The 26,889-nt window shown below is 65.9% G+C and carries 22 protein-coding genes; 12 read left to right on the forward strand and 10 right to left on the reverse strand.

Translation table 11 applies throughout. The features are described 5' to 3' along the window. The first annotated feature begins 60 nt into the window (after positions 1-60). Positions 61-3,510 (forward strand): hypothetical protein, encoded by a 3,450-nt coding sequence (locus N2603_RS42240; protein WP_260386840.1) that lies wholly within the window; start codon positions 61-63, stop codon positions 3,508-3,510. 40 nt (positions 3,511-3,550) lie between these two features. Here the strand turns inward: N2603_RS42240 and N2603_RS42245 are convergent, their stop codons facing one another. After that, the gene (locus N2603_RS42245; RefSeq protein ID WP_260386841.1) at positions 3,551-4,852 is read right to left on the reverse strand and encodes an LssY C-terminal domain-containing protein; all 1,302 of its coding nucleotides are present in this window, start codon (positions 4,850-4,852) and stop codon (positions 3,551-3,553) included. 230 nt (positions 4,853-5,082) lie between these two features. On the opposite strand from N2603_RS42245, the gene N2603_RS42250 reads away from it, so the two are divergent. The 3 genes from N2603_RS42250 (at position 5,083) to N2603_RS42260 (ending at position 7,378) form a co-directional block, all read left to right on the forward strand. Beyond that, the gene (locus N2603_RS42250; protein WP_260386842.1) at positions 5,083-5,421 is read left to right on the forward strand and encodes a hypothetical protein; all 339 of its coding nucleotides are present in this window, start codon (positions 5,083-5,085) and stop codon (positions 5,419-5,421) included. 272 nt (positions 5,422-5,693) lie between these two features. Beyond that, positions 5,694-6,611, forward strand: coding sequence for a sulfite exporter TauE/SafE family protein (locus N2603_RS42255; RefSeq protein ID WP_260386843.1), 918 nt, complete (start codon positions 5,694-5,696; stop codon positions 6,609-6,611). Continuing rightward, the gene (locus N2603_RS42260) at positions 6,608-7,378 is read left to right on the forward strand and encodes a TIGR02186 family protein (RefSeq protein WP_018644954.1); all 771 of its coding nucleotides are present in this window, start codon (positions 6,608-6,610) and stop codon (positions 7,376-7,378) included. The genes N2603_RS42255 and N2603_RS42260 overlap by 4 nt, the downstream gene beginning before the upstream one ends. 101 nt (positions 7,379-7,479) lie before the next feature. On the opposite strand, the gene N2603_RS42265 is transcribed toward N2603_RS42260, so the two are convergent. Next, positions 7,480-8,253: an MBL fold metallo-hydrolase gene (locus N2603_RS42265; RefSeq protein WP_260386844.1), complete on the reverse strand. Its 774-nt coding sequence runs from the start codon at positions 8,251-8,253 to the stop codon at positions 7,480-7,482. 11 nt (positions 8,254-8,264) lie between these two features. Beyond that, a complete protein-coding gene (locus N2603_RS42270) occupies positions 8,265-9,176 on the reverse strand; it encodes a DMT family transporter (protein ID WP_260386845.1) in 912 nt (303 codons plus the stop codon). A 98-nt stretch (positions 9,177-9,274) separates the two neighbouring features. On the opposite strand from N2603_RS42270, the gene N2603_RS42275 reads away from it, so the two are divergent. Continuing rightward, entirely contained in the window at positions 9,275-10,138 is an 864-nt protein-coding gene (locus N2603_RS42275) for a LysR family transcriptional regulator (protein ID WP_260386846.1), read from the forward strand. A gap of 135 nt (positions 10,139-10,273) precedes the next feature. Here the strand turns inward: N2603_RS42275 and pdeM are convergent, their stop codons facing one another. The 4 genes from pdeM to N2603_RS42295 form a co-directional block, all read right to left on the reverse strand. Then, positions 10,274-10,945 carry a ligase-associated DNA damage response endonuclease PdeM gene (pdeM, locus tag N2603_RS42280; RefSeq protein WP_260386847.1) on the reverse strand — a complete coding sequence of 224 codons (672 nt, stop codon included), beginning with the start codon at positions 10,943-10,945 and terminating at the stop codon, positions 10,274-10,276. Between the two features lie 42 nt (positions 10,946-10,987). Continuing rightward, the gene (locus tag N2603_RS42285) at positions 10,988-13,585 is read right to left on the reverse strand and encodes a ligase-associated DNA damage response DEXH box helicase (protein WP_260424411.1); all 2,598 of its coding nucleotides are present in this window, start codon (positions 13,583-13,585) and stop codon (positions 10,988-10,990) included. A 174-nt stretch (positions 13,586-13,759) separates the two neighbouring features. Next, positions 13,760-14,989, reverse strand: coding sequence for an ABC transporter substrate-binding protein (locus tag N2603_RS42290; protein WP_260386848.1), 1,230 nt, complete (start codon positions 14,987-14,989; stop codon positions 13,760-13,762). 115 nt (positions 14,990-15,104) lie between these two features. After that, entirely contained in the window at positions 15,105-16,031 is a 927-nt protein-coding gene (locus N2603_RS42295) for a class I SAM-dependent DNA methyltransferase (RefSeq protein WP_260386849.1), read from the reverse strand. Positions 16,032-16,234: 203 nt separating this feature from the next. Here N2603_RS42295 and N2603_RS42300 point away from each other — a divergent pair, with 203 nt between their 5' ends. The 5 genes from N2603_RS42300 (at position 16,235) to N2603_RS42320 (ending at position 21,581) form a co-directional block, all read left to right on the forward strand. Continuing rightward, on the forward strand, positions 16,235-17,272 hold the full coding sequence (locus N2603_RS42300) for a ligase-associated DNA damage response exonuclease (protein WP_260386850.1): 1,038 nt from the start codon (positions 16,235-16,237) through the stop codon (positions 17,270-17,272). Continuing rightward, complete coding sequence (locus tag N2603_RS42305) at positions 17,269-18,930, forward strand: ATP-dependent DNA ligase (protein WP_260386851.1); 1,662 nt, start codon at positions 17,269-17,271, stop codon at positions 18,928-18,930. The genes N2603_RS42300 and N2603_RS42305 overlap by 4 nt, the downstream gene beginning before the upstream one ends. 256 nt (positions 18,931-19,186) lie before the next feature. Continuing rightward, positions 19,187-19,492, forward strand: a complete 306-nt coding sequence (locus tag N2603_RS42310; RefSeq protein ID WP_018644944.1) for a DUF6460 domain-containing protein — start codon at positions 19,187-19,189, stop codon at positions 19,490-19,492. Positions 19,493-19,519: 27 nt separating this feature from the next. Continuing rightward, a complete protein-coding gene (locus N2603_RS42315) occupies positions 19,520-20,254 on the forward strand; it encodes an MBL fold metallo-hydrolase (RefSeq protein ID WP_260386852.1) in 735 nt (244 codons plus the stop codon). Between the two features lies 1 nt (position 20,255). Continuing rightward, positions 20,256-21,581: an MATE family efflux transporter gene (locus N2603_RS42320; protein ID WP_260386853.1), complete on the forward strand. Its 1,326-nt coding sequence runs from the start codon at positions 20,256-20,258 to the stop codon at positions 21,579-21,581. A gap of 243 nt (positions 21,582-21,824) precedes the next feature. Here N2603_RS42320 and N2603_RS42325 read toward each other — a convergent pair whose 3' ends face one another. Together N2603_RS42325 and N2603_RS42330 are read right to left on the reverse strand one after the other, a co-directional pair. Further along, entirely contained in the window at positions 21,825-22,922 is a 1,098-nt protein-coding gene (locus tag N2603_RS42325) for a quinone-dependent dihydroorotate dehydrogenase (RefSeq protein WP_260386854.1), read from the reverse strand. Further along, complete coding sequence (locus tag N2603_RS42330; RefSeq protein WP_018644940.1) at positions 22,919-23,263, reverse strand: DUF952 domain-containing protein; 345 nt, start codon at positions 23,261-23,263, stop codon at positions 22,919-22,921. The genes N2603_RS42325 and N2603_RS42330 overlap by 4 nt, the downstream gene beginning before the upstream one ends. A 306-nt stretch (positions 23,264-23,569) precedes the next feature. Here N2603_RS42330 and N2603_RS42335 point away from each other — a divergent pair, with 306 nt between their 5' ends. Continuing rightward, on the forward strand, positions 23,570-24,223 hold the full coding sequence (locus N2603_RS42335) for a S24 family peptidase (RefSeq protein WP_260386855.1): 654 nt from the start codon (positions 23,570-23,572) through the stop codon (positions 24,221-24,223). Between the two features lie 91 nt (positions 24,224-24,314). Next, entirely contained in the window at positions 24,315-25,067 is a 753-nt protein-coding gene (locus N2603_RS42340) for a carbonic anhydrase (protein WP_260386856.1), read from the forward strand. 56 nt (positions 25,068-25,123) lie between these two features. Here the strand turns inward: N2603_RS42340 and N2603_RS42345 are convergent, their stop codons facing one another. Continuing rightward, entirely contained in the window at positions 25,124-26,767 is a 1,644-nt protein-coding gene (locus tag N2603_RS42345) for a lysine--tRNA ligase (protein ID WP_260386857.1), read from the reverse strand. Between the last annotated feature and the right edge of the window lie 122 nt (positions 26,768-26,889).

Raw genomic sequence — 26,889 nt, forward strand, 5'->3', positions numbered from 1 at the left:
GCACGCGTGGGGAGGCTGGAGGCGCCGGGTGGGGCGCCGGAGTCGGAACCGGACAGAGTCATGAATTCGCGCGTATCGTGGAGTGTTGACGGCATCGATCCATCCGTGAGGGAGCGGGCCGAAGCTGCTGCGCGTCGCGCGGGCATGTCGCTCAACGATTGGCTCAACTCCACGCTCGGCGAGACTGCGCCGCCGAACTTTCGCGGACCTTACGACCAGCGTCAGGATCAACGTCCGCAGCACGTGCCGAGTCAGGAGAGCCGCGAAGTCGCCGACATCCACCAGCGGCTCGACGCGATCACCCAGCAGATCGAACGGATCTCAAAGCCCGCGCCGCGCCAAGACTCTTCTCGCGAAAGAGATGTTTCGCGCGAGCAGGGCGTCGCGCGCCAGCTCAACGACGCGATCTCGCGGCTCGACGCGCGCCTGTCGCAAATCTCCCGTCCGCAGCAACAACAGGCGCCGCGGCCAGCCCCTGCCCCATCGCCCGTTGAAGCGCGCCAGCGCCAGGCCGATGCAGTCGAGCGCGCGGCAGCTCAAGTCTATCGCAGCTCACCACCCCTGAGCCCCGCATCGTTCGACGTCGCCGTCGCCGAGATCACCGCGCGCCAGAGCGAGCTCGACGGTTTTGCGCCCAGGCAGATGCCGCCACGCGCCGCACCGTCGATTGCGCCCGCAGCGCATTACGCGCCGACCATGGCACCAATGGCGCCGCACGCGCCTGCCTACGCTCCGCCGCCACCGCAAGCAGGGCCGGATTTCTCGGCGCTCGAGCGCCATCTGCTCAAGATCACGAGCCAGATCGAAGCGCTGCAGCGGCCGGACAATACCGAGCAGGCGATCAATGCCTTCCGCAGCGAGCTTGCCGAAATTCGCGCCGCCATCACCGAAGCGATGCCGCGGCGCGCGATCGAATCGATCGAGAACGAGATCCGCTCGCTGCATCGGCGCATCGACGAGACCCGCTCCAACGGCACCGACGGCCAGGTGCTGTCAGGCATCGAGCGCGCGCTGTCCGACATCAAGCAGGTGCTGCGCACGCTGACGCCGGCCGAGCAGCTCACCGGCTATGACGAGGCGATCCGCAATCTCGGCGCCAAGCTCGACCTGATCCTGCGCGCCAATGACGATCCCTCGACGGTGCGCCAGCTCGAAGGCGCGATCGCCGCGCTGCGCGGCATCGTCTCCAATGTCGCCTCCAACGAGGCTCTGGCCCGGCTGTCCGAGGACGTGCAGCTGCTCTCGTCCAAGGTCGACCAGATCACCCGCGCATCCGGCCACAGCGACAGCTTTGCTGTGCTGGAGCAGCGCATCGCCGCGCTCACCGCCGCGCTCGAAACCCGCGAACGGCCGCAGCCGTCCGAGAGCACCGAGCATCTGGAAGCCGCGATCCGCGCGCTGTCGGACCGCTTCGACCGCATGCAGGTCGGCAACGATTCCGCCTCGACCTTCGCGCATCTCGAACAGCGGGTCTCGTATCTCTTGGAGCGGATCGAGGCCGCCGCCGATCCGCGCAACGGCAACTTGAGCCGCGTCGAGGACGGCCTGCACGACATCCTCCGCCACCTGGAGCGGCAGCAGGCGACCTATTCGGCGCTCGCCGAGAGCCGCAGCTCCGCGCCGCCAGTCGATTCGGGCGTGGTCGATCTCGTCAAGCGCGAGCTCTCCGACATCCGCTTCAGCCAGGCCGAGACCAACCGCAGCACCCAGGACTCGCTCGACGCCGTCCACAGCGCACTCGGCCACGTCGTCGATCGGCTCTCCATGATCGAGGGCGATCTGCGCGCGGTGCGCAGCGCGCCGCCGGCCCCTGCGCCGCAGCCGATGCCGATGCCCGCCGCGATGCCGATGGCCGCGCCGATGGAGCCCGCGCCGATGGCGCGCGAGCCGCGGCCGCAAGCACCGCAGCAGCCGAAATACGATCCGAAGCCCGAGCTGCCGAACCCGGCCGCCATGCAACAGCAGCCGCCGCACTCCGCCTTCGTTGCCGCACCGCGCGAATTCCATGCCGCTGCGCCCGCCGCGCCGCCGCCGATGCCGACACCACCGCCTGTTCCGCCGCGCGCGATCAGCGAGATTCTGGAGCCGCATACGGCGCCCGCGCGCGCTGCGATCGCGCCGGAATTGCCGCCGGATCATCCGCTCGAGCCGGGCACGCGGCCGGGCGGCCGCGTCGCCACGCCCTCGGAGCGCATCGCCGCCTCCGAAAGCGCGATCAGCGAAATCCCCGCCGCACCGAAAGAGCCGGTGTCGTCGTCGAGCTTCATCGCGGCCGCGCGCCGCGCGGCGCAAGCTGCCGCCGCGCAGCCGCCCGAGAAGCCGGCCCGTGGCGCCAAGGCCGCGATCGCCCGCGCCAAGGAGAAGGGCCAGGAAGGCGGCTCGACCATCACCTCAAAAATCCGCTCGCTGCTGGTCGGCGCCAGCGTGGTCGTGATCGTGCTCGGCACCTTCAAGATGGCGATGAACCTGCTCGAGGGCGGCAGCACGCCGCCCGCGCCGCAGGCGATGCAGGATATTCCGAGCCAACCGGCACCGCAGGCCGCGCCACCGCCGGTCGAGACCAAGCCAGCCGCGCCCGAGCAGATCACGCCATCGATGACCTCGCCGACGCCGATCGGCCGGCAATCGCAGAACAATGCCGCGCCGACGCAGCCCGCGAATTCCGGCAGCGCGGCCTCGGTTGAAATCCCGCAGGCGCCTGCCGCGACGGTGCCGCCTGCTGCGAGCAGCGACATCACCGGCGCGCTGTCGGGCAGCAGCCGTGCGCGGCTCGGCCTCATCCAGGTGCCGCCGAGCGAGAAGCTGCCTGACGGCATCGGCGGCCCGGCCCTGCGCACCGCTGCGATGAAGGGCGATGCGACCGCAGCCTACGAGATCGGCTTGCGCTTTGCGGAAGGCAAGGGCGTCGCCACGAATTACGACGAAGCGGCGAAGTGGTACGACCGCGCGGCGCAGGCCGGCGTGGTGCCCGCGACCTTCCGCCTCGGCACGCTCTACGAAAAGGGTCTCGGCGTGAAGAAGGACGCCGACATCGCCCGCCGCTACTACACCCAGGCCGCCGAGCGCGGCAACGCCAAGGCGATGCACAATCTCGCGGTGCTCGATGCCGACGGCGGCGGACGCGGCGCCAATTACAAGAGCGCGGCGCAGTGGTTCCGCAAGGCCGCCGATCGCGGCGTGGCCGACAGCCAGTTCAACCTCGGCATCCTCTATGCCCGCGGCATCGGCGTCGAGCAGAACCTCGCCGAATCCTACAAATGGTTCAGCCTCGCGGCCGCGCAGGGCGATGCGGACGCGGCCGGCAAGCGCGACGACGTCGCCAAGCGCCTCGACCCGCAGTCGCTCGCCGCCGCCAAGCTCGCGATCCAGACTTTCAGCGCCGAGCCGCAGCCTGATGATGCCGTCAACGTCGCGACACCGAACGGCGGCTGGGACAGCGCGCCGCAGGCAAGCGCGAAGCCCGCGCCGAAGCCGGTCGCCGCCAAGCGCTCGGCCTCTGCGGCGCATTGAAGCGCGATGCGATAGCGCTCCGCGAACAGGGTCCCTCGCACTACGGCGGCGTTTCCCAGGCAAGCCTGTCGATCTTGCCGAGCGGCGTTATTTGATTCGACAGGAATATGACCGCGCGCAATCCATCGGTGTAATAGGGGTCGCCTGTCAGATTTGCACGCGGCGCGGATGGTGGTGCGGCTCCGACGCCATTGACGTAACCGAATCGCTCGCTGAATCCGGACATGATGAGATCCTGAAGAAAATAGGCCCGATCGAAATCGACGTCGGGCGCGATCTTGTGCGTGGTCAAATTCCATGTCTGATCGGTCAGGCGGACACCAAGATCCCGGCTCACATGGCCGACCCACACCCTTCGATTCTCGAAGGTGTACGGCGTCAGCCAAAATCGGGCGTGAATGCGCTCATTGATGGTGGACCGGGCTTTCTGAACGACGACGTCTTCCCTGCGGCCGAACACGTAAAGCGGGCTCACGGGCGACGTCTGATACGGATCTCGAAGCAGGAAGGCGCGCGCGGTCTCGATCGCGCTTGCAAAATCGAGCTGTCTGGCAAGGTGCCATCCGCGGGCAATAAGAGGGACGATGGGGTCTTGCTTGCTTTCGATGATGACGAGATTGAGCGGATCACCATCACGTTTCCCCTCAGGCCCTTTGGTACAGCAGGCGAAGTTTGCAAATCTCTCCCGCAATGACGAAAGATCGAGTTCCTCGATCTTCGTGCCGGGATAGAGTTTCTCGGCCCGAATATTGGTGCCGACAAACGGCGGCCCTGGAACCGACAGCGCAAGGTCGAAGCTCTCCACGCGGCTCTTCCCGACGATCATGATGTGCGCATATTTGATGCCGGCATCCAGAACCCCGTAGACGAAGCCTGTCGTCTTGCTGTGCGGCGCAAGCTCGCTCGGCATCTGGCGCTTGAGAAAGAATTCGTTACGGGCGCGGTTGGCGAACCATGACAGAGCGCCGTGGAATCTGTAGGAGACCTCATAGGCAGAATAATAATCGGGATCCATGGTGACCGGGAGAAGCGCCAATGCCTCATCGGTCTCGTTCTCGATCGACAGCCAGACGGGTTGAATGTTGTAGCCGGCCAGATTTTCACCAAAGCTCCTTTCGCTCTCATCCGCTCCGAGTGCGCTCGCACTCACCTTGATTCCCGGTACGGACTTCTGCTGGGCGCGGTTGATGAAACTTGCATCTCCGCTCGGATCTGGTGAAAACCGAAATGAGTTGACGACCGCTATCAACGTCAGCGCGAGAGCCAAAAACGCGACACTCAGGATCTTGTGCGCCCTGATCGTTTTGATGGGGTTGAGAAGAGCGACGACATTCTCGTTCATCTTGTCACCCGGCCTTTTCGTCAGGACGATGCGGATCAGGCTGCGTTCACGTCCCTCTACCTCGGTTATGGTCCCGGGCTGACAATGCTCGGCTGTTGATCTGCATCAACGCTTCGGACCCCTTTCGATGGCGGCAATCGCCAGTTCGGGTGCCATAATGGAGCACAAAGATGGGCGTTCTCAACTGGTCCCGCAGGCAAGACGATCTTTGTCCAAACCAGAGAACCAACATGAAGACGGCCGCGCTGGTCGTCCTCTGGCTGGGAATGCCGGGTACGTCCACCGAGGCTCTCGCCGCCTCGTGCTCGTCTTACTACATTTCGGAAATCACTCTTGTATCGGCGGTCGACACCGAGGCCGGTCGTGTACAGACGTTTGTTGGATTTGGAATGTCGAAGGAAGAGGCCGAGAAGAACGCCCTGGGGTCGTGCTCGCACATCCAGCAAGACATCCAGACATGCCTGGACTCGGATCGCATGCTGGGTCGTAATGCCGCTTCGGACACGGCTAACAGCTCGCTTCACCTGAAGTACACAAAGGCGGTCCGGCGCATCACTGGCTGCGATTAGCGCGACCTTCGCCGCCCGCATCGCTGTTCAGGTGTGTATGGAGGCACGCCGTTCGCGCGAGCCGTAACCGGGCCGGGCTATTTCCAGGCAAAAGAAGCCGCAGATGCAGTGCCTTGAATTCGGCTCAGGGCACAGGTTTGTTGCGAAAAACGCCGCGCCGTGTTCAATTCGTTGTCCCGCGGCGCGGCGTTTTCGGCTATGTGAGGAACGCGGCAATCGCTCGTCCTGCGCGAGCATTCCGCAGTCTTTGATCGTCCGCCGGACCAGGCTCGATGCAGCTCTATCTCCCGATCGCCGATCTTCCGGTCAACGTCTTCCTGGTGCTGGCGATGGGCGCGGCGGTCGGCTTCGTCTCCGGCATGTTCGGAATCGGCGGCGGCTTCCTGATGACGCCGCTTTTGATCTTCATCGGCATCACGCCGGCCGTTGCGGTTGCTTCCGTGGCGAGCCACATCGCGGCCTCCTCGTTTTCCGGCGCGCTGACCTATTGGCGGCGACGCGCGATCGATCCGGCACTGGCGAGTGTTCTCTTATGCGGCGGCGTGACCGGGACGGCGCTCGGGGTGTGGACCTTCACGCAGCTGCGCGCGCTCGGCCAGCTCGATCTGATGATCGCGCTGTCCTACGTCGTGCTGCTCACCACCGTCGGCAGCCTGATGTTCTCCGAGGGCCTGCGCGCCCTGATGCGGACCCGGCGCGGCGCGGTGCCGCCGCGGCGCACGCACAACTGGATCCACGGCCTGCCGCTGAAGATGCGGTTCAAGCGCTCGAAGATCTATCTTTCGGTCATCCCCGTGCTGATCGTCGGCACCGTGATCGGCTTCATCGGCGCCATCATGGGCATCGGCGGCGGCTTCATCCTGGTGCCGATCATGATCTATCTCTTGAGGGTGCCGACCTCGACGATGATCGGGACCTCGATGGTCCTCACCCTCGTCACCATGCTGGTCGCGACCATGCTGCACGCGGTGACCAATCACCTGGTCGACGCCGTACTGGCGCTGATCCTGATGGTCGGCGGCGTCACCGGCGCGCAGTTCGGCGCGCGGGCCGGTCAGAAGATCCGCGGCGAGCAGCTTCGGCTGCTGCTGGGTCTCTTGATCCTCTCGGTCGGCGTCCGCTTCGCAATTGAACTCGTGATCCAACCTGCGGACCTCTTCACCATCCGCGAGCTGGGAGTGGGCACATGATGCGCACGCTCCTCGCCCTCCTTCTGGTCCTGCTGCTCGGTTCAGTCGCGCGTGCCGAGCGGCTGATCGTGTCGGTCTCCAATCATCGCGTCACGGTGACGCCGAATTATTCCGGCGAGGAGCTGGTGCTGTTCGGCTCGGTGGAGAAGGACGCGACCACGCCCGCCGACCGCACCGCCTACGATCTCGTGGTCACCGTGATGGGCCCGCGCGCCGACATGGTGACGCGGCGGAAAGAACGCACCTTCGGCATCTGGATCAACACCGACTACCGGCAGTTCCTGCAGGTGCCGAGCTATCTGGCGCTGTTCGCCAACCGCCCGTTCGATGCCATCACCTCGCCTGAGATCGCGCGGCGGCAGCAGATCGGCCTGAACAACGTGCGGCTGACGCAGCGGGTCAGCGGCGACTTTGCCGACGTGGTGCCGAACGACGCGTTCCGCTCGGCCTTCATCCGCCTGCGCACCCAGCGCGGGCTCTATCGCGAAGATCCGAGCGCGGTGACGTTCCTGACGCCGACACTTTTCCGCACCGGCATTCCGCTGCCGGCGGAGGTGCCGATCGGCACCTATGAGGTCGAGATCAAGCTGTTCGCGAACGGCGCGCTTGTTACCAAGACCGAGACCGCCTTCGAGATCGTCAAGGTCGGCTTCGAGCAGTTCGTCGCGACGACGGCAAGGCAGAACGGGTTCGTCTACGGCCTCGCCACGGTGGCGATGGCGCTGATGACGGGCTGGATGGCGTCGATCGTGTTCAGAAAAGACTAGCCGCGTACTCCGTCATTGCGAGCGAAGCGAAGCAATCCAGAGTCTCTCCGCGGTAGCGGACTGGATTGCTTCGCTGCGCTCGCAATGACGATGTAGCGCGATCACGGCGCCTCGATCACCGTCGGCACGCCCGGCTCCAGCAATCGCAACCTTGTCCCGAAGCCGAGCGCATCGAACGTTTTGCGCAGATCCTCGCCGTTCTGGCGGAAATGCGCCCAACCTTCGGTGTGCACGGGCACGATCATCGCATCGGGGAATGCACGCGCGGTTTCGATGGTGTCGTTGGTGTCCATGGTGAGGTGGAACGGTCCGCGGGTTTGCGCAGCGCCCGCGAACGGCAGCACCACGCCGCATTTGAAGCGGCGCGCCACTTCAGCAACGCCGTCGAACCAGGTGGTGTCCCCGCTGATATAGATGGGACGCGTATCCTTGCGGCTCGACTGCACCACGAAGCCGATGACGTCGCCCGACAGCGGCTCGATACCGGCCGGGCCATGGCGCGCCGGCGTCGCGGTGATAGTCAGCGAATGACCATCGTCGTCCTTCAGATGCGCGGTCGCCCAGGGCGCGAGCCCCTCGACACGGCCGCCGAGACGCTTTGCGCCGGCTTCCGTCGTCAATGCGCGCGGCGCTTTCAGCAGATAGTCGCGGCCGGAATTGTCGAGATTGTCCGAATGCTGGTCGTGGCTGAGCAGCACCGCATCGATCGGACCGATCGCATCGGCCTTCATCGCGGGACCGATCGTCTTCTCCAGCTTCACATGCGGCAGCTGGTAGGCGCCGGGCGCATCGAAGGTGGGATCGGTGAGCAGGCGAAATCCGTCGATCTCGATCAGCGCGGTGGGGCCGCCGATCAACGTGATGGAAATGGGCATGGGAACTCCTCTTACGCCCCCGCCTTCGCCGGCCGCGTCACGAGATAAATGCCGAGCGCGACCGGAATGATCCCGAGCAGGTCGCGCGCCTCGACATGCTCGCCGAGCACGATGTACGCGAACAGCATGCCGAGCGGCGGCATCAGGAAGTGATAGGCGCTGGCGGCGGTGGCGCCGCACACTTTCAGCAGGTGAAACCAGAGCCAATAGGCGAGGATCGAGCCGCCGAGCACGAGGAAGGCGAAGGCGCCGATCAGGCTCGGCGTGAAGTCGATCGCGTGGATGTCGGCGAAGGTCAGCGCGACCGGCGTCAGCACGATGCCGGCGGCGAGGTTCTGCACGCCGTTGCCGATCCACAGGGAACCTTTGGGCGCCAGCAGCTTGAACAAAATCGTGCCGGCGACGATCGAGGCCAGCGAAGCCAGCGTGAAGACGATGCCGTGAGCAGAGTCGGTGCCGACCGACAGGCGATGCCAGACGATCGCGGTCACGCCGATGACGCCGAGCAGAAGGCCAGCCGCCTTGCGCCAGGTCATGCCTTCGCCGAGCAGCAGCGTTGCGAGCGCCGCCGTGAACACCGGATTGGCCGAGACGATCAGGCCGCCGAGACCGGCCGAGACCGATTGCAGCCCGGTGTAGCCGAGCCCGAGATAGAGCGCGTTGTTGGCGATGCCGAGCACCGCGAAGATCGCGACGTCGCGCCAGGACAGCGACCAGGCCTCGCCACGGATCAGCGTCGCGCCCAGGATCAGGATGCCGGCGAGCGAGAAGCGCGCGGCGAGCAGGATCAGCGGCGGGCAATGGGTGACGCCGATCTTGCCGGCGACGAAGGCATAGCTCCAGAGCAGGCAGAACAGGCCGATGGCGAGCGGCAGCGTGTTGAAGCGGCTGCGCGGAGCGGGAAGCGAGGTGGCGAGCGACATGAGGGCATTCTCCTGACCCTCGATCTAGGGACGCGGCTTGCCATTTGGAAATTAAATGATTAACTTCCCATCAGTGGATTTTCGAATGGAGGGAGCCAATGCTCGATCTCGAGCTTCTGCGCAGCTTCGTCTCGGTGGTCGAGGCCGGCGGCTTCACCCGCGCCGGCGAGCGCGTCCACCGCACGCAATCGACCGTGAGCCAGCAGATCAAGCGGCTGGAGGAGGATGTCGGCCAGGTGCTGCTGCATCGCGACGGCAAGGATGTCCGCCCCACTGAAGCCGGCGAGCGGCTATTGTCCTATGCGCGGCGGCTGCTGTCGCTTGCGGAGGAAGCGCGCGACGTGCTGCGCCAGCCGGGCGGCGAAGGCGCGATCCGGCTCGGCATCCCCGAGGACTTTGCCGCGTATCGGCTGGCGAAATTGCTGGGCACGTTCTCGCGCTCGCACCCTGGCCTGCGGCTCGACGTGCGTGCCGACCAGAGCAAGAACCTCGCCCGCGATCTCGAACGCGGCGAGCTCGATCTCGCACTCTACAAGCGCGCGGCCGGCGAGAAGGGCGCGATCGCGGTGTGGCCGGAGCAGGTGCACTGGGTCACCAGCAAGAGCCACCCGATCGACGTCGACGCGCCATCGGTGCCGCTGATCGGCTTTCCGACCGGCTGCCTCTACCGCGCCGGCGCCATCCACGCGCTGGAGACCGCCGGCCGCGCCTGGCACATGTCCTATTCGTCGTCGAGCCTCGCCGGCATCCAGGCCGCGGTCGCCGCCGGCATGGGGCTGAGCATCCTGTCCGAGATGTCGATCCAGTCCGATCACCGCGTGCTGACGGCGAAGGACGGCTTTGCGCCTATCAACAAGACGGAAGTGGCGCTGATGGCCTCGCCGGGCGCGAGCCCCGCGACGCTGCGGCTCGCGGACCGGCTGGCGGAGTTCTGCGAGAACGTGCAGGCGAAGGCGGCGTGACGCGAATGCGTAGGGTGGGTTAGCCGAAGGCGTAACCCACCTCTTCTGTCTCCGCGGATAAACATAGCGGTGGGTTACGCCGCGCAGATGCGCTTCGCGCATCTGCGGGGCTAACCCACCCTACGAAGCGTCGTTTCAATAACACCGCGACGCGGCAATCGCGTGGACGCGGCGGTCGCCAAGGAGATGCGCGACAAATCCGTTCTTCGGAAAGATTTTTGCGAACGCTTCATCGCGGATGCTGAGGCCGCCGGCATAGGCGCCGAAGGCCGGCATCACGGCGCGCATTCCGTCACTGGCGAAGCAGCGGCGCTCCATCGACCTTCCGCGCGCGGAGATGCGGGCCTTCGGATGCAGATGCCCGGCGATCTCGCCATGCGCGCCGGTCGGCTCGTGACGGAAGGTGATCGGCCCGATCGCGACCTCGTCGGCAATGGTGCCGCCGAGATCGCGCGGCAGCATCGGATCGTGATTGCCCGAGATCCAGATCCAGTCACGGCCGCTCTGGAGCGCGGCCACAGTGTCGCGGTCCGCGGCTGACAGGCGCTCATGCGCGGTGCGATCGTGAAAACTGTCGCCGAGCGCGATGATCACGCGAGGATCATGGCGGGAGATGACAGCAGCGAGCCGGCCAAGCGTCGCGATGGTATCGTAGGGCGGCAGCAGCACGCCGCGGGTGGCGAAGCTCGAACCTTTTTCGAGATGCAGGTCGGAGACGACGAGCAGGCGCTGCTCTTCCCAGTACAGCGCGCCCGAGAGATCGGCCGCGAAGGTCACATCGCTGATGGTGACTCTGGAAACGCGCATGTCCTCGTCATCTCCTGAAACCAGCGCGCCTGCCGTCACGTCCTACCCGCTTCTATCCATCGCCTCTTTGACCAGCTCGTCGGCGGCTTCCGCCAACAGCTCGTCTGCAGCTTCGCCATAAACTGACTCGCGGCCGATTTCCAGCATCACGGGGACGGCGAGCGGGGAGACACGGTCGAGTTCCCGGTGCGTGATACGGCCGTGGATGCGGGCGAGCATGTCCCCCAGGCGGCGCAGATCGAGCAGGCCGGTGGCGGCATCGGCGCGCGCGGCGCGCAGCAGGACGTGATCGGCCTGGTGCTTGCGCAGCACGTCGTAGACGAGGTCGGTCGAGAACAGCACCTGGCGGCGGCTCTTCTCCTCTCCGGTGTGGCGGCGCGCGATCAGGCCGGAGATGATGGCGCAGTTGCGGAAGGTGCGCTTCATCAGCGCGGATTCGGCGAGCCAGGCTTCGAGATCGTCGCCGAGCATGTCGGGGTCGAACAGCGCGTTGAGGTCGATCCGGCCGTCGCGGATCATGAAGGAGAGATCGCCGAGCCCCCAGATCGCCACCGCATATTCGTTGGCGACGAAGCCGAGCGGCCGCGCGCGGGAGCGCTCCAGCCGGCGCGTCAGCAGCATGCCGAGCGTCTGGTGCGCGAGACGCCCCTCGAAGGGATAGCAGACCAGATAATGCTTGTTGGCGCGCGGAAAGCTCTCAACGAGAAGCTCGCGCACCGCGGGCACGCGCGAGACATCCTTTTGCAGCGAGAGCCAGTCGCGCACCTGCTCCGGCAAGCCGCCCCACGCGCGGCCGTCGTCGAGCAGGCGGCGCACCCGCTCGGCAAGATAGGTCGAGAGCGGAAACTTGCCGCCCATATAGGACGGCACCTTCGGATCCTTGTCGTTCGCGCGCGAGACATAGACCTGGTCCTCGACCAGGGTTTCGTAGCGCACCACCTCGCCGCTGAACACGAAGGTGTCGCCGGGGCTGAGGCCCTCGATGAAAGCTTCCTCGATCTCGCCGAGCAACCGGCCGCCGCGCGCGATCACACCGGTCGATCCGCCTGCTTTTCCCGCACCGCCGCCGCGCGAGCGCACCAGGCGAACCTTGAGCATGTCGTCCTCGACGATGGTGCCGACATTCATCCGGTAGCTCTGCCGCACCTTCGGATTGGCGACGCGCCAGCGGCCCTCCTTGTCCTGCTTGATGCGGGCGAAGCGCTCATAGGTCTTCAGCGCATAGCCGCCGGACGCCACGAAATCGACGACGTCGTCGAAATCCTGCCGCGACAGGTTTGCGTAGGGCGCGGCGGTGCGGACCTCCTTGTAGAGCTCGTCGCTGAAGAACGGCTCGCCGCAGGCGCAGCCGAGCACGTGCTGGGCGAGCACGTCGAGCGCGCCGGTACGCAGCGGCGGCGTGTCCTGCGCATTCTCGGCGATGGCGTCGATGGCGACGCGGCATTCCAGCACCTCGAAGCGGTTGGCCGGCACCAGCACCGCGCGCGAGGCTTCGTCGAGGCGGTGATTGGCGCGGCCGATGCGCTGCATCAGGCGCGAGGAGCCCTTGGGCGCACCGATATTGACGACGAGATCGACGTCGCCCCAGTCGACGCCGAGGTCGAGCGAGGAGGTGCAGACCACGCCGCGCAGGCGTCCCGCCGACATCGCGTCCTCGACCTTGCGGCGCTGGGCGACGTCGAGCGAGCCGTGATGCAGCGCGATCGCGAGGCCATCGTCGTTCATGCTCCAGAGATTCTGGAACAGCATCTCGGCCTGGCTGCGGGTGTTGACGAAGACCAGCGTGGTCTTGTTGGCCTTGATCAGCTCGTAGATCTCGGGGAGCGCATGGCGCGCACTGTGGCCGGCCCAGGGCAGCCGCTCGCGCGTGTCCAGCATCTCGACCTCCGGCGGCGCGGCGCCGCCGGCGACGACGATGTCGGCGGCGACTTCCTTACCTTCAGCCTGCGGCACCAGGAAGCGCGCCAGCTGCTCCGGCTCGGCCACCGTCGCCGACAGGCCAATCGCGCGCATCTGCGGCGCGAGGCGCCACAGCCGCGCAAGGCCGAGCGAGAGCAGATCGCCGCGCTTGGACGTGACCAGCGCGTGCAGCTCGTCGAGCACGATGCGCTTCAAGGAGGAGAACAGGAACGGCGCGTCGTCGGAGGACAGCAGCAGCGCGAGCTGTTCCGGCGTCGTCAGCAGGATGTCGGGCGGATAGCGCCGCTGGCGCTGGCGCCGCGACACCGGCGTGTCGCCGGTGCGGGTCTCGATCTTGATCGGCAGGCCCATCTCGGCAACGGGGCGCTCGAGGTTGCGCGCGATGTCGACGGCGAGCGCCTTCAGCGGCGAGATGTAGAGGGTGTGCAGGCCGCCGGCGCGCTGCACGGAACGACCGGTGGAGACGAGGTTTTGCTTGGCGCCGGCGTTGCGCTCGACCGTCGGCGTCGACAGCTCCACCAGCGTCGGCAGAAACCCGGCCAGCGTTTTGCCGGCGCCGGTCGGCGCGATCAGGAGCGCGCTGGCGTCCTCGCGTGCCTTCTCCAGCAGCGCGAGCTGATGCTCACGCGGCGACCAGCCGCGGGCCGCGAACCACGCGTTGAAGCGGTCGGGCAGCAGCGTGGCCGGCTCGGCCGGGATTTTGAGGATGCGGGGCGGCACGGCATAAGAGGTAAGCCGTGGGGGTGGGTTCGTCGAGGGGGTGGGAGCCACGACGAGCTCCCGTAGGGTGGGCAAAGGCGCATCGCGCCGTGCCCACCATCTCTCTCTGACCGGAAAAGGTGGTGGGCACGCTTCGCTTTGCCCACCCTACGGCATCTCGATTGCCGAGAGTCCCTACTCCGACATCGGCTTGTCGGAGATGTCCCAATCCTTGCCGGTAAAGGTGGAGATGAACAGCGTCTTCATCGGCGTGTAGTCCTCGGGGGTGTAGCTGTAGGTGACGCCGTCGAGGAAATAGGGCGAGTGGAAGCCGGCGAGCGTGGACGCCTGCTTCAAGACGTTGGCGCGGGTGAGGTCGTCGCCGCAGCGGCGCAGGATCTCGCCCATGGTCACGGCCTGGCCGTATCCGGCAAAGGCGATGGTGTTGTCGGGGTCGATGGCCGGCGTGTACTTCTTGCGCAGCTCCTCGAACGCCATCACGTCGGGGTCCTTCTCCCATTTGGGCAGGCCGACCTCCTTGTTGTAGCGGATGGCGACGTTGCCGGTGGCGTTCTCAAGGCCGGGGGCGTTGAGGATCGAGCGGCCCGTGGAGCCTGCGGACAGAAGCTGCAGCGGCTTCCAGCCGAGCTCGGCCACTTTGCGGATCGACTGCGACGAGGCCTTGCCGGTCGAGATGTTGTAGAAGACGTCGGCGCCCGACTTGGAGAGATTGATGAGCTGGGAATCGACGGTCGGCTCGGTGAGATCGTAGGTCTGCTCCATGATCACCTGCGCCGTGCCGCCGGCATCCGCCAGCACCTTCTTGAAGGGACCGAGGAAGTCGCGGCCGAAATCGTCGTTCTGGTAGAGGATGCCGATCTTCGCATTCGGCTTCACGGCGACGACGTGCCGCGCCAGGATGCGCGCCTCGGTCGGATAGAGCGGCAGGCCCGCCATGGTCCATTTGAACTCTTTCGGGTTGTTCCACTTCGACGCGCCGGTGTTGAGCAGGAGCTGCGGCACGCCCTTGGAGTTCAGGTATTTGTGCACGGCGGTCTGCGGCGCGGTGCCGAGCGAGCCGTAGAGCGCGAGAACTTCCTCCTGCTCGACGAGGCGCCGCGTCGCCTCGACGCATTTCGGCGCGCTGTAGGCGTCGTCCATGGTGAGGAACTTGACCTTGCGTCCGTTGATGCCGCCCTTCTCGTTCAGCATCTGGAAATAGGCTTCGCCGACGCGCCCGAGCACGCCGTAGAGCGAGCCGGGGCCGGAATGCGGCACGGTCTGCCCGATCTTGATCTCGGTGTCGCTGGCACCCGCATCGTATTTCTTCTCCGCGGCCCAGACGTAGGGCGCGGGCAATGTGGATGCTGCAATGGTGGCGAGCGCACCGGCGCTGAAATCGCGCCGCGATGGATTCTTTGTCATTATTTGTTTCTCCCTGATGCGCGCATTGTGCTGACATCGCAGCTCGGCTCGCAAGTAGGAAGTCGTCGCTTTGCGACGCAATGACGCTCAAATCAGCGTAAATTAGCGCCTAGACTCAAGTTTTCTCGGCGACGACGACGAGACCGCGCACCGGCTCGTTGTTCTCGTTGCGCGGCGAGGCCGGCTCCAGCGTCAACAGCTTGAGCCCGGCTTTCGCGATGGCACCGCGGACATATTCCGCCGAATGGGCATAGCGCAGGCCTTCGCCGAGCACGATGCCGGTGCCGTCATGCGTCTCCAGCGTGAAGGCGAGCACGCCGCCTGACACGAGCACGCGTTCGGCTTCGGTCAGCACCGGCGCGAGGTCGGAGAGATAGACGAACGCGTCCGCGGCGACGACGAGGTTCGCGCATCCGTCACTCTTCGTGCGCAGGCCCTCGATCATGTCGGCAACTTCGAGCTCGGCATAGAGGTTCGTCGCGCGCGCTTCCTTGATCATGCCGGGCGACAGGTCGATGCCGATGAAATGGTCGACCTGCTTGGCGAAGGCGGCGGCTGCAAGCCCGGTGCCGCAGCCGAGATCGATGGTGCGCTTGAAGAAGGCCGGCTTCTTCGCGGTGACGCGCGCGGCCAGCACCGCCTTGAAGATCAGCGCGGGGGCGCGATAGCCGAGATCGTTGATCAGCGCGTGCTCGAAGCGCGGCGCGTATTGATCGAACAGCGCCTGGACATAGGCCTTGGGCATCTCCGCAACTTGCGCATCGCCGAGCCGCATCAGATGCAGGCCGGCGCCGTGCTGGTCTTCGGGGTCGGACTCGCGCGCCTTGCGGAACGCCGCGATGGCCTTGTCGCGCTCGCCGAGCTGCTGACGGATCTCGCCGAGCGTGAACCAGGCCGAGGTGAAATCAGGTGCGAGCTCGATCGCCTGCTCGATCAGGTCCGCGGCGGCGGGCAGATCGCCCTTGAGCTGGAGGTCGCGCGCGAACTCGAAACGGCGGTCGGCCATGAGATCGCCGGAGGTCAGGAACAGGCGGAGCGGCATTGAGGAACCAACACTCGTCATTGCCGGGCCTGACCCGGCAATCCATCAAAAAAGGAACTGTTTAGGGCGATGGATGCGCGGGTCCCGCCTCCGCCAAATGGCTTCGGCGGGCTTTTACACCATCGGGCCGGCGAAGCCTAGCGGAGACGGCAAGCCTGCGCGTGACGGGTGAATATCGGGGCACCGCTGCCTATATGACGTCCATGCGTCCGCAAGAGATCCTGCTGCCAGCTGCTGCCGGCCTGTGCTGCAAGCCCGGCGGCTTCCATATCGACCCTGTCCGCCCCGTCGAGCGGGCCGTGATCACCCACGGCCATTCCGACCATGCCCGCGCCGGCCATGGCGCGGTGCTGGCGACGCAGGAAACGCTCGACATGATGCGGCTGCGCTATGGCGAGAACTTTGCCGGCTCGACGCAAGTCATCCGCTATGGCGAGGAGATCCGCCTCGGCGACGTCCGCGTGAAATTCCACCCGGCCGGCCACGTGCTGGGCTCGGCGCAGATCGCTGTGACGTGCAAGGACACCTGCATCGTCGCCTCCGGCGACTACAAGGACGCGCTAGATCCGACCTGCACGCCATTCGAGCTGGTGCCCTGCGACGTCTTCATCACCGAGGCGACGTTCGGCCTGCCGGTGTTCCGGCATGGCGATGCGAGCGACGAGGTGAAGAAGCTGCTGGCCTCGGTCGCGCTGTTTCCGGAGCGCGCGCACCTCGTCGGCGCCTACTCGCTCGGCAAGGCACAGCGCGTGATCGCGCTGCTGCGGCGGGCCGGCTATGACGCGCCGATCTATCTGCATGGCGCGATGGAGAAGATCACGTCCTACTACCAGAGCCGCGGGATCGAACTGGGTGAGCTCAGGCCGGCGGCCGGCATGAAGAAGGCAGCGCTGGCCGGCACCATCACGCTGGCACCACCGTCGGCCACGTCGGATATCTGGGCCCGGCGCTTTCCCGACCCGGTCACCGCCTTCGCCTCGGGCTGGATGCGCGTGCGCGCCCGGGCGCGGCAGGGCGGCGTCGAATTGCCTTTGGTGATCTCCGATCATGCCGATTGGGATGGTCTCACCACGACCATCGCGGCGACCGGCGCCGGCGAGATCTGGGTCACCCACGGCCAGGAAGATGCGCTGGTGCATTGGTGCCGGAGCAAAGGCCTGAAGGCGCAGCCGCTCGATCTCGTCGGCTACGGCGACGAGGAGGAGAGCGAGACGCCTGACGCCGGCGAGACTGAGGCATGAACCGCTTCGCCGAATTGCTCGACCGCCTCGCCTACGAGCCCGGCCGCAACAACAAGCTGCGGCTGATCACCGGCTATTTCCGCGAGGTCGGCGATCCCGACCGCGGCTATGCGCTGGCCGCGCTGACCGGCGCGCTCAGCTTCAAGCACGCCAAGCCGGCGCTGATCCGCGATCTGATCGCGGCGCGAACCGATGAGGTGCTGTTCGGGTTGAGCTATGACTATGTCGGCGATCTCTCGGAGACGGTGGCGCTGATGTGGCCGAAGGCCGAACTCGCCGCCCACAACAATCCGCCTCCCCCAACCCTCACCGAGGTCGTCACCACGCTGCGCACGCTCGGCAAGACCGAGTTGCCGAAGCAGCTCGAACGCTGGCTCGACGAGCTCGACGAGACCGGCCGCTGGGCCCTCCTGAAGCTCGTTACCGGGGCGCTGCGGATCGGTATCTCCGCGCGCCTCGCCAAGACTGCGGCCGCCGCGCTCGGCGACAAGGATCCGCACGAGATCGAGCTGATCTGGCCGGGACTCAGCCCACCTTATCTCGACCTGTTCGCCTGGCTGGAAGGCCGCGGCGAAAAGCCTGTCAATCGCGATCCCGCGCCGTTCCGGCCGGTGATGCTGGCGCATGCAATCGAGGATGCGGATTTCGCTGCACTCGATCCCGCCGACTACATCGCCGAATGGAAATGGGACGGTATCCGCGTGCAGGCGGTCGCCGGCCGGGACGAGCGCGGCCACATCACGGCGCGGCTCTATTCGCGCACCGGCGAGGACATCACCGGCAGCTTTCCGGATCTCGTTCCGTCGCTGCGGCTGCCAGGCGCGATCGACGGCGAGCTGCTGATCCTGCGTGAAGGCCGCGTGCAGAGTTTCAACGTCCTGCAACAGCGCCTCAACCGCAAAGTCGTCTCGCCGAAGCTGATCAAGGAGTTTCCGATTCACCTGCGCGCCTACGATCTGCTCGGTGATGACGAGAATGATCTGCGCGAGCTGCCGTTCGCGGAGCGGCGCGAACGGCTGGAGACATTCGTCAGGAAGCTTGGCGATCCCCGCATCGATCTGTCGCCCACCGTTCCCTTCGCGAGCTGGGAGGCGCTGACCGCGGCGCGCGCCGATCCCGCGAGTGCCGGCGCCGGCGAGGACGCGGACGCCGTCGAGGGCGTGATGCTGAAGAGGCGCGATGCGCCTTATCTGCCGGGGCGGCCGAAGGGCCAGTGGTGGAAATGGAAGCGCGATCCGCACATCATCGATGCCGTGCTGATGTATGCGCAGCGCGGCCACGGCAAGCGCTCGTCCTATTATTCCGACTACACCTTTGGCGTCTGGACCTCAGGCAATGCCGGCGACGAGCTGGTGCCGGTCGGCAAAGCCTATTTCGGCTTCACCGACGAGGAGCTGTTGCAGATCGACCGCTTCGTCCGCCGCAACACCACCGAAAAATTCGGTCCCGTGCGCCATGTCGTGCACGAGGGCGACAAGGGGCTGGTGCTGGAGGTCGCCTTCGAAGGCCTGCAGCGCTCGCCGCGGCACAAGTCCGGCATCGCCATGCGCTTTCCCCGCATCAGCCGCCTGCGCTGGGACAAGCCGCCGCGGGAGGCGGATCGGCTGGAGACGCTGGAGAGGATGTTGAAAGCGGAGCCGGCGGAGATTGAGGTGTAAACAGGTGCGCTCCCTCTCCCGCTTGCGGGAGAGGGTTGGGGAGAGGGTGTCTCCACATTGGGACACTCCCCCAGAGGCGAGAGCCCTCACCCGCGCCTTCGGCGCGACCTCTCCCGCAAGCGGGAGAGGTTGCAGCCAGCCCGCGGTTCGCACCGCCCGAATTAAACTCCCGTAACCCGATTGACGCCCCGCCACGGGTTCCCCATGTCCCCCGCCGTGCCCTATAATGGGGTCGAATCCGCCCGAGGAGTTTGCGATGGTCCAAGACGTCAGAGATTTGCCGGCCGGCCGCAGCGACGGCCTGAACCGCTTTCTCGGCGGCTCGCCGCTGGCGGTCGCGTTCCGCCTGGTCCTGCTCTCGATCCTGGTCGGCGTCGTGCTCGCCGCGATCGGCTTCGATCCCTGGAATATCATCTACAGCATCCGCCTGTTGTTCCAGCGTCTGTGGGATCTCGGCTTCGATACCATCAACTGGCTGTGGCGCTACTTCCTGCTCGGCGCGGTCATCGTGATCCCGATCTGGCTGCTCTCGCGCGTGTTCGGCGCGCCGCGCGGCCGGTAAGTACGTGATTCAGGGAGTGCGCAGCCGATGCAACTGCGTTTCGTCGGCTGCGGCGACGCCTTCGGCTCCGGCGGCAGGCTCAACACCTGCTTCCATGTCTCGGGGCGCGCGGCCAACTTCCTGATCGATTGCGGTGCGTCGGCCCTGCCGGCGCTGAAGCGGCTCGAGATCGAGCGGGGCGACATCGATCTCGTTCTCATCACGCATTTCCACGGCGACCATTTTGCCGGCCTGCCGTTTGTCCTGCTCGACGCGCAATTCTCGCGGCGGACGCGGCCGCTGACGATCGCGGGCCCGCAAGGCATCGAGACGCGGCTCGTCCAGGTGATGGAAGCGCTGTTCGAGCATTCCTCGCAGACAAAACAGCGCTTCGAGCTCGACGTCGTCGAGCTTACGCCCGGGCAGGTCCGAAGCTTCGACGGGGTGACCGTGACACCCTACCCCGTCGTGCACGGCGAATCCGGCGGTCCCTTCCTCGCCTACCGCGTCGAGGCCGAGGGCCGCACGCTCGCCTACAGCGCCGACACCGAATGGACGGAGACGCTCATTCCGCTGGCGCATGGCGCGGACCTTTTCATCGCCGAAGCCTATATGTACGAGAAGGTGGTCAAGAACCATCTCAGCTTGAAGACCTTGGAACAGCATTTGCCAGCAATCGGCGCAAAACGCCTCGTCCTCACCCATATGAGCGACGACATGCTGTCGCGCCTGGACGACGTGCCGCACCTCGCCGCCGAAGACGGCATGGTGCTCGTGTTCTGACATGCACGCGCCTGTTCAACTCAAAATCGGCTCCCGCCAGGTGTTCGCTATCGCCGGTCCCGCGATGGTCGCGAACCTCACGACGCCGCTGATCGGCGTGGTCTCGACCACCGCGATCGGCCGGCTCGACGATGCCGCCCTGCTCGGCGGCGTCGCAATGGCTTCCGTGATCTTCGATTGCCTGTTCTGGCTGTTCGGCTTCCTGCGCATGAGCACGCTGGCCTTCACCGCGCAGGCACTCGGCGCGGGCGAGACGCGCGAGCAGACCGTGATCCTGGTGCGCGGCTTCATCGTCGCCGGCCTGATCGGCGCGGCGCTGATCGCGCTGCAATTGCCGCTGGCTGCCGTGCTGTTCGACCTGATGGGCGGCAGCGCAGGCGTGACGCGGGCGGCAAAGACCTATTTCATGATCCGGATCTGGTCGTCGCCCTTCGCCTTCGCCAATTACGTCATCCTCGGCTGGCTGGTGGGACAGGCCCGCGCCAATCCGGCGCTGCTGCTGCAGGTCGTCATCAACCTCATCAACATGGCGGCGACGATTTTGCTGGTGCTGGTCTACGACACCGGCATCGCGGGCGCGGCGATCGCGGCACTGCTGTCGGAGACAATCGGATTCGTGCTCGGCGTGATCGTCTGCCATCGCCATGCCGCCGGCGGCTTCAAAGTGCCCCGCGCAACGCTGTTCGATCGCGCAAAGCTGATGCGGCTGCTGGCGGTCAACACCGACATCCTGATCCGCACCGCGGCGCTGATCGCCGTATTCCTGTTCTTCACCGCCAAGGGCGCGCGCGCCGGCGACGTCACGCTTGCCGCGAACTCCGTGCTCAACAATTTCCTCCTGGTCAGCGCCTTCTTCCTCGACGGCCTCGCCAATGCGGCCCAGCAGCTCTGCGGCCGCACCTTTGGCGCGCGCGATGCGAATGGCTTCTCGAATTCGACCCGGCTGGTGCTGCTGTGGGGACTCGGCTTCGCGCTGGTCGTCGCGGTGCTGTTCGCGCTGTTCGGGCCTGATATCATCAATTTCATGACGGCGAGCGAGGACGTCCGCCGCGCCGCGCGCGATTTCCTGCCGTTCATCGTGCTTGCGCCCATCCCCGGCGTGTTCGCGTTCGGCTTCGACGGTATCTTTGTCGGCGCGACCTGGGCGCGCGAGATGCGCAACCTGATGCTGATATCGCTCGCGATCTTCTTCGGCGTCTGGCTGTCGCTGCAGTCGTTCGGCAATGCCGGGCTGTGGTGCGCGCTGATCGCGTTCTACGTTGCGCGTGGTGGTTTGCAGGGCGCAAGGTATCCGGCGCTGTATCGGGCGACGTTCGCGAAGCCGTAGAAGAATCGTAGCCCGGATGGAGCGCAGCGAAATCCGGGGTTCTCGTGCCCGCGGACAGACTCCCGGATTACGCTACGCTCCATCCGGGCTACGGGGCCTGCAATGACAGGCGTGTCCCGGGCGCGCTGCAGCGTGAAACGCTGCTGCGCAGAGCGGGGACCCAGAGCGTTATCACATGGGCCCCGGCTCTGCAGCCGCATCACGCCGAAGGCGGCGCGCTGCGCTGCGTCCGGGGCACGAGAGCTACATCCCCGGCCAGTCTTCCGCGGTCAGCGTCGCCGCATCGGAGCCCAAGATTTCGGAAAGCGAATCGCGGCCCGTGCGCAGCAATGTCGAGGTGAGATCGCGCTTGATCTCCTCGACGAGGCCGAGGCCCTTGTAGACCAGCGACGAATAGAGCTGGATCAGGCTGGCGCCGGCGCGGATCTTGGTCAGCGCCGCACCGCCGGAATCGACGCCGCCGACGCCGACCAGGGGGAACGCGCCTTCGACCCGCACATAGGTCTCCGCGACCATCCGCGTCGAGAGGCGGAACAGCGGCCGGCCTGACAGGCCGCCCTGCTCCTTGGCCCGCGTCTCCTCGCGCAGCGTGCTCGGCCGCGCGATCGTCGTGTTCGACACGATCATGCCGTCGACCTTGCGCGAGCGCGCGACCTGCACGACATCGTCGAGCTGGCCGAGGCTCAAGTCAGGCGCGATCTTGAGCAGCACCGGCGTGTCGCCGGCCTTCTGCCTGACACGCTCGCGCGCATCGATCACCCGCGCGAGGAGGTCGTCGAGCAGCGCGCCTTCCTGCAAGTTACGCAGGCCCGGCGTGTTCGGCGAGGAGACGTTGACGGTGAAATAGCTCGCGACCGGCGCAAAGGTCTCGATCAGCTTGACGTAGTCGGCAACGCGGTCCGGCGAATCCTTGTTGGCACCGACATTGACGCCGACGATGCCGCCGTGCTGCGCGCGGGCGGCGAGCCGTCGCAACGCGACGTCCGCGCCGTCATTGTTGAAACCCATGCGGTTGATGACGGCTTCGTCGCGCTCGAGCCGGAACAGGCGCGGCCGCGGATTGCCGGCTTGCGGCTTCGGCGTCACCGAGCCGATCTCGACGAAGCCGAAACCGAGCCGCAGCAGCGCATCCGGCACCTCGGCACTCTTGTCGAACCCTGCGGCCATGCCGATCGGATTTGGGAAATTGAGGCCGAAGGCGCGGACCGCAAGCTTGGGATCGTCAGCGCGCGGCTTGACCGGCGGCAGGAAGCGCAGGCCCTGGATCGCCAGGCGATGCGCATCCTCCGGATCGAGCCAGCGCAGCACCGGCAGCGAGAAGGCGTCGAAAGCGCGGATCACGGCGCGAGCTCCGGAACATCGTGGCTGCCGTCGGAGCGCATGTTGAGGTTCAGCACCGAGATGACAGCGCCGAGATCGAGCTCGCCATAGAGGTGCGGAAACAGCTCCTCATTGCGCGAGCGCTCCCAGCGCAGCTCGCTGCCCAGCGCATCGCCGTCGACCTCGACCAGGAACAGCGCCCGCTGCCCGGCGAAGTGCTTGCGCAGGGTTTCGGGAACCTGGGCGGCCGTCGAGAAATGAATGAAGCCGTCGCGCGAATCGTCCGCGCTGCCCTGGTACACGCCGTGCCGTTCCGCCTCGCGCCAGGCCGAGGCCGGACAGATTTTGTAGATCTTGACCACCGCTTACGCAGCCCTGTTTGCCCTTTGAGACAGCTCTTTGAGTCTCTTGGGTTTTTTCGTCTATTGGGGTCCCTGAAACCCCGGCGCGACCGTAAAGGCCGCTCCTTCCGAACTCAAGACTTAGCGCCTGTTCCGTCCCGATGAAATCGGGACGGGCCGTCAGATTCCCGTTTTGACGCGTTTTCCTTGCCACGCACTTGTATTCCCTCCGCCCGACAACCGCTTTCGCATCACCCCTTGCGCGAAAAACGGAAAACCGGTTGATTTGAGGACAGTTTTCCTGAGTTGCGACGGGCTGGACCTTCCATGGTCAGACAGGCCAAAGCGCAGAGGATGCTGACTCACGACCAGATCTGGGTCGCGCTGGATCGGCTCGCGGCGCGCGCCGGCCTGTCGCCGTCCGGCCTTGCCAAGCGCGCCGGGCTCGACCCCACCACCTTCAACAGGTCCAAGCGCGTCACCCCTGATGGCCGCGAGCGCTGGCCCTCGACCGAATCGATCGCAAAAGCGCTGGCGGCGACCGGCGACTCCATCGACACCTTTGCAAGGCTGGTCGACGACGAGACAGGCGACGGACGATCGGTGCCGCTGCTCGGCCTTGCGCTGGCCAGTGCGAGCGGCGCCTTCGACGAGTCCGGCCTTCCGTCGGGCAAGGGCTGGACCGAAGTCGCGCTTCCCACGGTCGAGGACAGCCAGACGTTTGCACTGGAGATCGCGGGCGATGCACTTGCGCCCACCTACCGCGACGGCGACGTCATCCTGGTCTCACCGGGCACAGCGATCCGCAAGGGCGACCGTGTCGTGGTGAAGACCCGAGCGGGCGAGGTGACGATCGCAACCCTGAAGCGCCGCACGACAAAGTCGCTGGAATTGCAGCCGCTCGATGCCGCGCAGGCCGAGCGCACGATGGCGACGGGCGAGGTCGCCTGGATCGCAAGGATCGTGTGGGCGAGCCAATAGATTCAACGTGCGATTGCCATTGCGACTCACCGGTCCTCTCACCTAGGTTGCGCGCGAAATTGCCGATCGAATTGATCTGAGGGGGACTACGATGAATCGCCGTCACGCATTGAAAGCACTCGCGGGTCTTGCGCTTTGTCCGGTGTGCAAGCCGGCCTTCGCCGCCGAAGGCGTGCATTGGAGCTATGAAGGCGCCGGCGGTCCGGGCAAATGGGGCGACCTCGATGCAGCCAACAAGGCCTGCACGGTCGGCCTGCAACAATCGCCGATCGACATCGAGACGACGGTGAAGTCTCAATTGCCCGCGCTGAAGCTGAACTGGGGCAGGACTGCCGACACCATCGTCAACAACGGGCACACGATCCAGCTCAACTTCGCCGAGGGCAGCACGCTTCTTCTCGGCGACGTCAAATACAAGCTGCTCCAGGTGCACTTCCACCGGCCGAGCGAGCACATGATCGGCGGCAAGAATTTTCCGATGGAGGCGCATTTCGTCCACCGCAACGATGCCGGCGGGCTCGCCGTGGTCGGCGTGCTGATGGCGGAGGGCAAGCCGAACCCGGCCTTCGGCAAGATCATCAAGACCATGCCGGCAACGGAAGGCCCCGCGGTGAAGGCGGATGCGAGCATCGATCCGCTCGCCATGCTGCCAACGAAGCTCGGCTATTACCGCTATCCCGGCTCGCTGACGACGCCGCCCTGCTCGGAAGTGGTGGAATGGCTGCTGCTGACCACGCCGATCCAGGTGTCGGCCGCCGACGTCGCCGCCTTCGCAAAGCTCTACCCGATGAACGCGCGCCCGGTGCAGAAGGATAACCGGCGTTACGTGCTGCGGTCGATTTGAGGGGGTAACTCGTCGTCCCGGCGAAGGCCGGGACGACGTCGGGGAGAGAGTCGGGTCTACGCGCTCCTTGCCAGCGCGCCGTCGATCATGTTGACCGCGTTCTGCACGCCGTACACCGCGACGAAGGAGCCGAAGCGCGGGCCCTTCTCCTGGCCGAGCAGGACCTGGTAGAGCATGTTGAACCAGTCGAGCGTGACGCCGGGGCGGCCGTCCTTGCCCTTCTTGACCTGGTCGAGGAACGGCTCGCGGCGGCCGATCTCGTAGACGACGTTCTGGATGTCTTCCGCGGACGCCTCCGGCGGAAGCTGCGAGAGCGCATCGCGCAGGTCCTGAAGCGCGGCGCGCTCCGTGTCGGTCGGCACGCGGAACTGCTTCGTCGGCGCGACGAAGTCGCGATAATAGTTGATGGCGTAGCCGACCATGGCGTCGAGCTTCGGATGCGTCTGCGGGCTCACGCCGGGACGATAGCGGCCGATGAAGCCCCACAGCGTCTCGGCGTTCTCCGCGTTCGACGACGACACCAGCGTCAAGAGCAGCTGGAAGGTGACGGGCATGTCGCCCTGCGGCGGCTTGCCGTTGTGGATGTGCCAGACCGGATTGCCGAGCTGCTGCTTGCCGTCCTGCCTGGCAAAACCGTCGATGAACTGCTGGTAGTCGTCGACGTTGCGCGGGATGACGTCGAAATACAGCCGCTTGGCCGCCTTCGGCTCGCGGTACATGAACAGCGACAGCGATTCCGGCGAGGCATAGCGCAGCCATTCGTCGATGGTGAGGCCGTTGCCCTTGGACTTCGAGATCTTCTGGCCCTGCTCGTCGAGGAAGAGCTCGTAATTGAAGCCTTCGGGCGGCGTAGCGCCGAGCGCCTTGGCGATAGCGCCGGAGAGCTTCACGGAATCGATCAGGTCCTTGCCGGCCATCTCATAGTCGACGCCGAGCGCGACCCAGCGCATCGCCCAATCGGCCTTCCACTGGCATTTTACATTTCCGCCGGTGACAGGCGTTTCAACTTCCTGGTTGGTATCAGGATCGACATAGGTCACGGTGCCGGCGGCGACGTCGCGGCGGATCATCGGCACTTGGAGCACCACGCCGGTGGTCTTGCTGATCGGCAGGAACGGCGAATAGGTCGCGCGGCGATCGGGCCCCAGCGTCGGCAGGATGATCGCCATGACGTTGTCGTAGGCAGCGAGCATCTTCAGCAGCGTCGCGTCGAAACGGCCGGACGTGTAGTAGTCGGTCGAGCTCGCGAACTCGTAGTCGAAGCCGAAATGATCGAGGAAGGCGCGCAGCCGCGCATTGTTGTGGTGGCCGAACGAGGGGTACTCGTTGGAGAACGGATCCGGCACCCGCGTCAGCGGCTTGCCGAGATGCGCGGCCAGCATCTCCTTGTTGGGGACGTTGTCGGGCACCTTGCGAAACCCGTCCATGTCGTCGGAGAACGCGAGCAGGCGCGTCTTGATCTTGTCCTCGGTGAGCACGCGGAAGGCGTGGCGCACCATCGAGGTGCGCGCGACCTCGCCGAACGTGCCGATATGCGGCAGGCCTGACGGGCCGTAGCCGGTCTCGAACAGCACCTCGTCCTTCGGGCTTTTCTTCAGCCGCGCGACAATGGCCTTTGCCTGCTCGAACGGCCAGGCGTTGGATTGTTCGGCGAGCGCACGCAGGTCGCTCGGGCTCATGCTGGGATCGATAACGGACATCAAGGGGCCTCCGGGCCGCGGAAAATAGCGATTTCCGGGCAGAATGCAATTTGGTGGGCGGTGTAGCCTCTTGCACCGTCATTGCGAGCCACCGGGTCCGCGCATAGCGCGGCCCGATGACA

The organism is Bradyrhizobium huanghuaihaiense (assembly GCF_025200885.1).
GTDB classification, from domain to species: domain Bacteria; phylum Pseudomonadota; class Alphaproteobacteria; order Rhizobiales; family Xanthobacteraceae; genus Bradyrhizobium; species Bradyrhizobium huanghuaihaiense.